Origin of the sequence: Methanoculleus chikugoensis, assembly GCF_900095385.1 — an archaeon.
In the GTDB taxonomy this organism is placed as follows: Archaea; Halobacteriota; Methanomicrobia; order Methanomicrobiales; family Methanoculleaceae; genus Methanoculleus; species Methanoculleus chikugoensis_A.
In genome coordinates this window covers 60,136-66,808 of the sequence record NZ_FMID01000061.1, presented here as the reverse complement: position 1 = coordinate 66,808, position 6,673 = coordinate 60,136, and the positions used below count along the sequence as shown (strand labels likewise).

Below are 6,673 nucleotides of genomic sequence, written 5' to 3'. Positions count from 1 at the left end.
CCCTCCCCTGTCCCCACCCCCCTCACGGCGATATCCCCACGGTCCAGCGTATCGGGACAACTGGGGAATATCAGGACAATCAGGAAAGATTGCAACGCAGGCCATCATCTTACAGAATATATGCCCAACCTATTTGCCCCCGTCAGACAGATGGTATACCGTGATCGGCAGCCTCGACCCCGACCAGAACCAGCGCGAACGCCGGCTCCTCGACGCCGTCCAGGCAGAGGGGGCGACGCCGGAGGCCATCGACCTCTTCCGCGACCTCATCCTCTCGTACTTCCGGGCCCACGGCCGCGACCTCCCCTGGCGGCACACCACCGATCCCTACCGGATCCTGGTCTCCGAGATCATGCTCCAGCAGACGCAGGTCGAGCGGGTCGCCGTGAAATACACTGAGTTCCTCGAACAGTTCCCCGACTTCGGGAGCCTTGCCCGTGCCCCCAGAAGCGAGGTGCTCCTCACCTGGCAGGGCATGGGCTACAACCGCCGGGCAATCGCGCTCCAGGAGACCGCACGGCGCGTGACGGAGGAGTACGGCGGCGACCTGCCCGCCGACGTCGAGACGCTCGCGACCTTCCCCGGGATCGGAAAGGCGACCGCGGCGGCGATCTGCGCATATGCGTTCAACATGCTGGTCGTCTATATCGAGACGAACATCCGGCGGATCTTCATCCACTTCTTCTTCCAGGACCGGGAAGGCGTCCGGGACGACGAGATCCTCCCGCTCGTGGAGAGGACGCTTTACCGCGAGAACCCCCGGGAGTGGTATAGTGCGATGATGGACTACGGTACGGTCTTGAAGAAGCGGACGGCGAACCCGAACCGGAGGAGCGCCTCCTACTCCCGGCAGAGCCGGTTCGAGGGGTCCGACCGGCAGATCAGGGGGCAAATCCTCGCGCTCGTCCTCGCAGAAGGGACAGTCACGGAGAAGGAGGTGATCCTCCGGCTCTGCGAAGAGCCCGGGCGGGTGAAGCGGATCCTCGGCGACCTCGCCCGCGAAGGGTTCGTCGCCGAGAGCGGGGGCACGTATGCTTGCCGGTAAGGTTGAAGTCTGGCGGGCGTCACCCTTGATGGAATGAAGATCGGCTACCCGTGCATCAACCGGAGCATCGGCTGCTCCTCGGGCCGCACGTTCCGGCTCTCCTCCTACTCCGGCGAACGGCTGGAGGAGACCGTCCGGGAGAACCTCAGGTGTCTTGGAGAGATCCTCCGCTTCAACCGGAGAGCGTGCATCCTCTTCTTCCGGATCGGCTCCGGCCTCGTGCCGTTCGCATCGCACCCGGTCTGCACCGCCGACTGGCAGGAGACCTTCGCAGAGGGGTTTCGCGGTATTGGCCGGTTCGTTCGCGAGCACGATATGCGAGTCTCCATGCACCCCGACCAGTTCGTCGTCATCAACGCGAAAGATCCCGATATCGTCAGACGGAGCGTCGCGGAACTCCGCTACCACGCCGCCCTTCTCGACGCGATGCACCTCGACGAGACCGCGAAGATCCAGATCCACGTCGGCGGGGTCTACGGCGACCCGGGATCCGCCATGGAACGGTTCTGCACGGAGTATTCCCGGCTCGACGAGAGCATCCTTCGCCGGCTGGTCGTCGAGAACGACGACTCGCGGTACACCCTGGCCGACTGCCTCCGCATCCACGAGGAGACCGGTATCCCGGTGCTCTTCGACGTCTTCCACCACACTGTCAACCCCTCCGGCGCCGGGGTGGCCGAAGCGGTCGAACTCTCCGGCGCGACCTGGCAGCCTCGCGACGGCATCCCGATGGTCGATTACAGCACCCCGATGCCCGGCGGCCGGAAGGGGCGGCACGCGGAGAGCCTTGATGCTGCCGACTTCGAGCGGTTCCTCGCCGGGACCGCACCGGCCGACATGGACATCATGCTCGAGATCAAGGATAAGGAGAAGAGCGCTCTTGCCGCTGTCGGGATCGCCCGCCGGGACGGGCGGTTCCGCCTGCCGCGAGAGCGGTAGCCCCGTCAGGGGGTGACGATCTCCAGTGTCGGCGGGACGAGCGCCGACGCTATCGCGTGGCAGATCCCGTTCGTGCAGAACGCATCTGCTTCAACGATGGGGACGCTGTTGACGGTGATCCCCCGGTCAGACGACCGTATGACCAGATCCGTCCCGAGGCTCGACCTGACGGCGGCGATGCTCCGGAGATCCTCCGAGGTCAACCGCCCCGGCACGACGTGGTAACTCACGATCAGGAGGAGTTTATCCGCATCCTGCCGGATCTCGTCCATCCGATCCTTCGGAACCCTCGAAAACGCCTCGTCCGTCGGGACGAAGACCGTGAACGGCCCTCTCTCGCGGAGCATCGGTTCCATGCCGGCAATCCGGATCAGATCGAGAAACGTTCCAAGGCTCCCGGAATCCTCCAGGGTTTCGATGATACTCTTCATGCTGCTCTCTCCACGCGCACCACTAACCGTACCGGATTATTTATACGTTCCGGCTACCCGCGTGCGGCGACCGTTCTTGCAACGGGCGGCAGGAGCAGTGCGGAGACCGCGTGGCAGATCCCGTTGGTGCACCATGCATCGGACTCCACGACCATTGCACCGTTGACCAGCACCCCCTCCGGCGCAACCTCCACGGTCAGGTCATCGCCCTGGAGCGACCGGAGCGTCCCTATGCCGAGCAGATCGATCATGGAGTGCACTCCGGGGACGATATGATAGTTCAGGATATCGCCGAGCCGGTCGGCGTTCCGGAGGATGGCCTCGAGTTCGGGGCGGGGGATCTCCCGGAAGACATCGTCGTCCGGGACAAAGAGCGTATACGGCCCATCGCTCTCGAACCGCTCCTCCATACCGGCCGCCCGCACGAGGTCGAGAAAGACGTCGAACGAACCCGAGTCACGCAGGGTCGCGAGGATACTCTTCATGCAAACCAGCTCCCGGCGGGAGTTGGAGGGGCACGAGTATATATACCTACGGACAATCTCGCACGGCTCGGAGAACCGACCTCCTGCCGATCTGCGCCGCCGGGAAGGAGGAACCTATCTCTTCACCCGCGCCTCGACCACGCGCGGCAGGAGCACCCTGTCGATGACGTGGTAGATGCCGTTCGTGCACTCGACGTCGGGCTGGATGACACCGGCATCGTTCAGCCGTACCGCGCCGGGAGGCCCCGTGATCTCCAGGTAGTCGCCCTGCAGCGTCCTGATCGCCTCCATCCGTGAGAGATCGTGCATGGTGAGTTTGCCCCGGATCACGTGATACCCGATCATGGCCGTGAGCCGCTCCCGGTCAGCCGTGACGGCGTCCAGCGCTTCCCGGGAGAAGCCGGAGTACGCCTCGTTCGTTGGGAACAACGCAGTATACTCTCCCCCTTCCCGGAGCGCCTCCGCCATCCCTCCGGCCTGCAGCATCGCAACGGAGGTGCTCAACCGGCCGTCTTCCCGGGCCGTCTCAAAGATACTCTTCATGGGTAACCCCCGGATCATTTGGCTAGATATATAAAATTACGGACATGATACTCCCGGCCCGGGGAGAGGGTGCCGGGTGAGAAGAGCGCCGTATCCTGCCGCTGTCTTCTGCCGGGAAGAAAAAAAGGTTTCCGGCCGGACGATGCTCTCCGGCTCAGGTTCAAACGTTCGTCGACAGGTAGGCCTGTTCGGCCTGCGCAAGCGTCGCAAAGGGGACGCTGTCGAGGACATGGATGATCCCGTTCTCCGCCTCGATGTCTCCCTCGAGTACGACGGCCGTGTCCACCTGCGTACCCCGATCGGTCTTCCTGACCATGATGTTGTTTCCTTCGACGGTCTGCACGACGTTCTTTTTGAGCAGCGCCTCAAGCGTGCACTTGTGATTGCCAATCGTGAAGAAGTCGATCAGATGTGAGAGCATCTGTTTATCGTTCATGATCATCGACCGGTTCGGCTCGGGGATCGCGTCCCATGCCGAGTCGACCGGGGCAAAGAACGTCATCGGCCCTTCGCCCTGCAGCGTCTTATCCTCGCCGAGGGTCCGGATAATCTCGGTCAGCCGGCCGAACCTGCCGTCGTTCTGCAATGTGTCAAAGATCTTCGCCATAACCAGGTACCTCCCTGTGGGGCGGTTCGTGGTATGTTCTCATATATAGGGATTATTATATGCCAAAAATTATGGAAAAGCGGCGAAGGGATACGCATCTCCCGGAAAGAACGAACGGGGCCCGACTCTCACTCGCGGGTCGGGTCGGCGATATACCGCTCGAGGAGTTCGAGCGCTTCCCGTTCCCGGGCGCCGCCGCACTTCCGGGCGAGGCCGCTGTGGTGCTCGATCAGCCGCCCGAGCCACGGGTCGCGGCTCTTAACGTAGCGGGTGGCATGAACCGTAGCCTCCACGACGCTCGCAAACCCGCGGTTCACCGGGTGCAGCCGGAGACCGAGCACCTCCTCTTTCAGGGGGCTGAGCCGCACGACGATCGACTCGTCGCCCGACCGCTCCACGTCGGCGGCGAACGCGGCCCAGGCCTCCGCGTCGCGGAGGCGGCAGACGGCCGTCCCGTCGATATCTTCGGAGACGAATGCATCGATTGGAAGGTCGTCGAACGCAGTCCGGACGTAGATCACCGGATCGAAGACGAAGTTCGCCACCACCCACCGGTCCCGGACGATGTTTCTCGCGGTGTGGCTGCCGCGGAAGAGGACCATGTGCAGGGATCCGCCGCGGTTGATGATCCCCATGGGAGCGGCGTTTCGGCCGGTGGTCGCGATCACCTCGTTGATCCCCTCGGTCAGCAGTCCCACTGCCATCCCTCCCCGAGCGCCACGTATATCCCGGCGATGGTGATGTCGGCGATCGAGCCCGGGTTGACCCCGTCGGCAACGCACTCGGCATCGAAGGCGGCAAGGTTCCGCCTCCCGTCGAGCACCTCCGCCGCACACCGCATCGTCCTCTCCGCCACGGCCTCCCCGTGCTTCTTCGCGATGAAGGTGTCCGGCTCTGTGGCGAGGAGATCGAGGAACGCCGCGACGACCGACGCCCTGCCGCACCCGTGCGCGTGAAGCAGGTCGGCGCACCGGCGGGTCAGGGCGAACCCGTTCGTCCATTCCCGTGCGACCATGTCCCGGGGCGCCGAGTAGGCCATGACGTCGGCAAGCGTCATCCCGCGCTCCCGGATGGCGGCGACCGAGGCCGGATCGTTCACGTCCAGGTCGTCGCTCTCCGCCATCCGGACGCTCGTGAGGCCGAACGCCGCGTAGAACTCGACCGCGTCATCGACGCCGGTTGCGGCGACGACTCTCTGCGCCCCGTCGATATCTCCCCCGAGGATGAGGGGGATAAGGAGGATGAACGCCCCGAAATGGGTGTTCCCCCCGGAATGCCCGTTCGTGCGCATGACCGCCTCCCGGATGAGGCTCCCGACCCGGCCGCCGGTCTTCTCGGCCTTATCGAAGACCGGGCGGGCGAGGATCGTCGAAGCGAGGAAGTGCTCGAGACGGGTATCCGAGTAGTCGTGGCACCTGTCCACGTTCCCGGGTTTCGGGTAGGCGGAGACCTCGAGCATCATCGCCATCTGCGCACGTTCAGCTCGATTCATCGGCGGATTCTTCTTCATCGAATATCCTGTGCATGATCTTTTCAGAGAGATGGTGCTTGCACCGCATGTACTCTCGCGCAGAGAGGCCTTTCTTCTCAAGCGTCATGTTGCGGAACATGCAGGGAGAACTGATCTTGCAGCACCAGGCAAGGCTCCCGAAACAGGTGCTCTTCCCGTCTTCGAGCGGGGTCTCCTTCACCGCCTCCTGCTTGAACTTCAGGTAGTCGTCGCGGGAGAGCCCGATCCTCTCAAGGACCGGGAGGAGCGGGCAGGCCTTCACCGGCATGCAGCAGAAGGCAAGCGCCCTGATATCGCCGCCGCGGCAGAGCTGTTTCGGGGCGTTGTACCAGCCGCCCTCCTCGGCCGACCGGGCGATGGCGGCATCGAGGCCGGCAAGCGTCCAGGGGTCGGACTTCCGGGCGAGCGAGACGAGATCGGCCCCGTGGGAGAAGGCGTCCATCGCTTTATCGAAGGTGGTGATGGAGTTGTTCGCGATCAGCGTCAAAGGGGAGGCGTTCCTGATCTGGCGGACTTTGTTGTGCCCGAAGTCCATCAGGTCGACGTGAAGGATATCCGCTCCCGCCTTCCAGACGGTCCGGGCGAGAGCGGCGTCGTCGGCAGCAATACCGGCCCGGATCTTCACCGAGACGGTCACGTCTTCGGCTTTCAGCGCCCGGACGATCTCGACGAGTTTCGCCGGGTGCCGGAGGAGATACTCGCCGCAACCGATCTTTAGCATCGCCGGCTGCCTGCAGTGGGCGTCGATCTCGTAGACCACCGCGTCCTCGAACGCCCGGGCGACCCCGGCGTAGGAGGCGGGCGTGCTCCCGCGGAGGTTGAGGCCTGTCACGACGTCGCTCTGTTTCAGGGCGTCGATCTCACGGCCCAGCGCTTCGAGAGGGTCGTCGTACAAAAACTCTTTGCGCCCCTCCCCGGCCATCCGCCGGCTTGCTTCGAGGGTTGGGGCGTCGATGGAGTAGCCACCGATGAACGCCGCCCCGACGTGATCCGCCCGCTCAAGAACGTATGCCGCATCCACGATACCGGCCATGGATGCTATTGCCACCGGTGTTTTCACGATCCGATCGTTTATGAGGAGTTCAAAACGATCATATGCTTCCATCATACTTC

The 6,673-nt window shown here is 63.9% G+C and carries 9 protein-coding genes; 2 read left to right on the top strand and 7 right to left on the bottom strand.

The window, feature by feature from the left end:
* Window positions 1-160: 160 nt before the first annotated feature.
* Together L21_RS12475 and uvsE are read left to right on the top strand one after the other, a co-directional pair.
* Entirely contained in the window at window positions 161-1,045 is an 885-nt protein-coding gene (locus L21_RS12475; RefSeq protein WP_074370779.1) for an HhH-GPD family protein, read from the top strand.
* A 33-nt stretch (window positions 1,046-1,078) separates the two neighbouring features.
* Window positions 1,079-1,984 carry a UV DNA damage repair endonuclease UvsE gene (uvsE, locus tag L21_RS12470; RefSeq protein WP_074370778.1) on the top strand — a complete coding sequence of 302 codons (906 nt, stop codon included), beginning with the start codon at window positions 1,079-1,081 and terminating at the stop codon, window positions 1,982-1,984.
* A 5-nt stretch (window positions 1,985-1,989) separates the two neighbouring features.
* Here the strand turns inward: uvsE and L21_RS12465 are convergent, their stop codons facing one another.
* From L21_RS12465 to L21_RS12435, 7 genes are all read right to left on the bottom strand, one after another.
* A complete protein-coding gene (locus L21_RS12465; RefSeq protein ID WP_074370777.1) occupies window positions 1,990-2,415 on the bottom strand; it encodes a fasciclin domain-containing protein in 426 nt (141 codons plus the stop codon).
* A 53-nt stretch (window positions 2,416-2,468) separates the two neighbouring features.
* Window positions 2,469-2,900 carry a fasciclin domain-containing protein gene (locus L21_RS12460; protein WP_074370776.1) on the bottom strand — a complete coding sequence of 144 codons (432 nt, stop codon included), beginning with the start codon at window positions 2,898-2,900 and terminating at the stop codon, window positions 2,469-2,471.
* A gap of 114 nt (window positions 2,901-3,014) precedes the next feature.
* Window positions 3,015-3,443, bottom strand: a complete 429-nt coding sequence (locus L21_RS12455) for a fasciclin domain-containing protein (RefSeq protein ID WP_074370775.1) — start codon at window positions 3,441-3,443, stop codon at window positions 3,015-3,017.
* Between the two features lie 160 nt (window positions 3,444-3,603).
* Complete coding sequence (locus L21_RS12450) at window positions 3,604-4,050, bottom strand: fasciclin domain-containing protein (protein ID WP_074370774.1); 447 nt, start codon at window positions 4,048-4,050, stop codon at window positions 3,604-3,606.
* Between the two features lie 128 nt (window positions 4,051-4,178).
* On the bottom strand, window positions 4,179-4,754 hold the full coding sequence (locus L21_RS12445) for a DUF447 domain-containing protein (protein WP_083609007.1): 576 nt from the start codon (window positions 4,752-4,754) through the stop codon (window positions 4,179-4,181).
* A complete protein-coding gene (locus L21_RS12440) occupies window positions 4,736-5,560 on the bottom strand; it encodes a triphosphoribosyl-dephospho-CoA synthase (RefSeq protein ID WP_074370772.1) in 825 nt (274 codons plus the stop codon). The genes L21_RS12445 and L21_RS12440 overlap by 19 nt, the downstream gene beginning before the upstream one ends.
* Window positions 5,529-6,668: a methanogenesis marker 9 domain-containing protein gene (locus L21_RS12435; protein WP_074370771.1), complete on the bottom strand. Its 1,140-nt coding sequence runs from the start codon at window positions 6,666-6,668 to the stop codon at window positions 5,529-5,531. The genes L21_RS12440 and L21_RS12435 overlap by 32 nt, the downstream gene beginning before the upstream one ends.
* Between the last annotated feature and the right edge of the window lie 5 nt (window positions 6,669-6,673).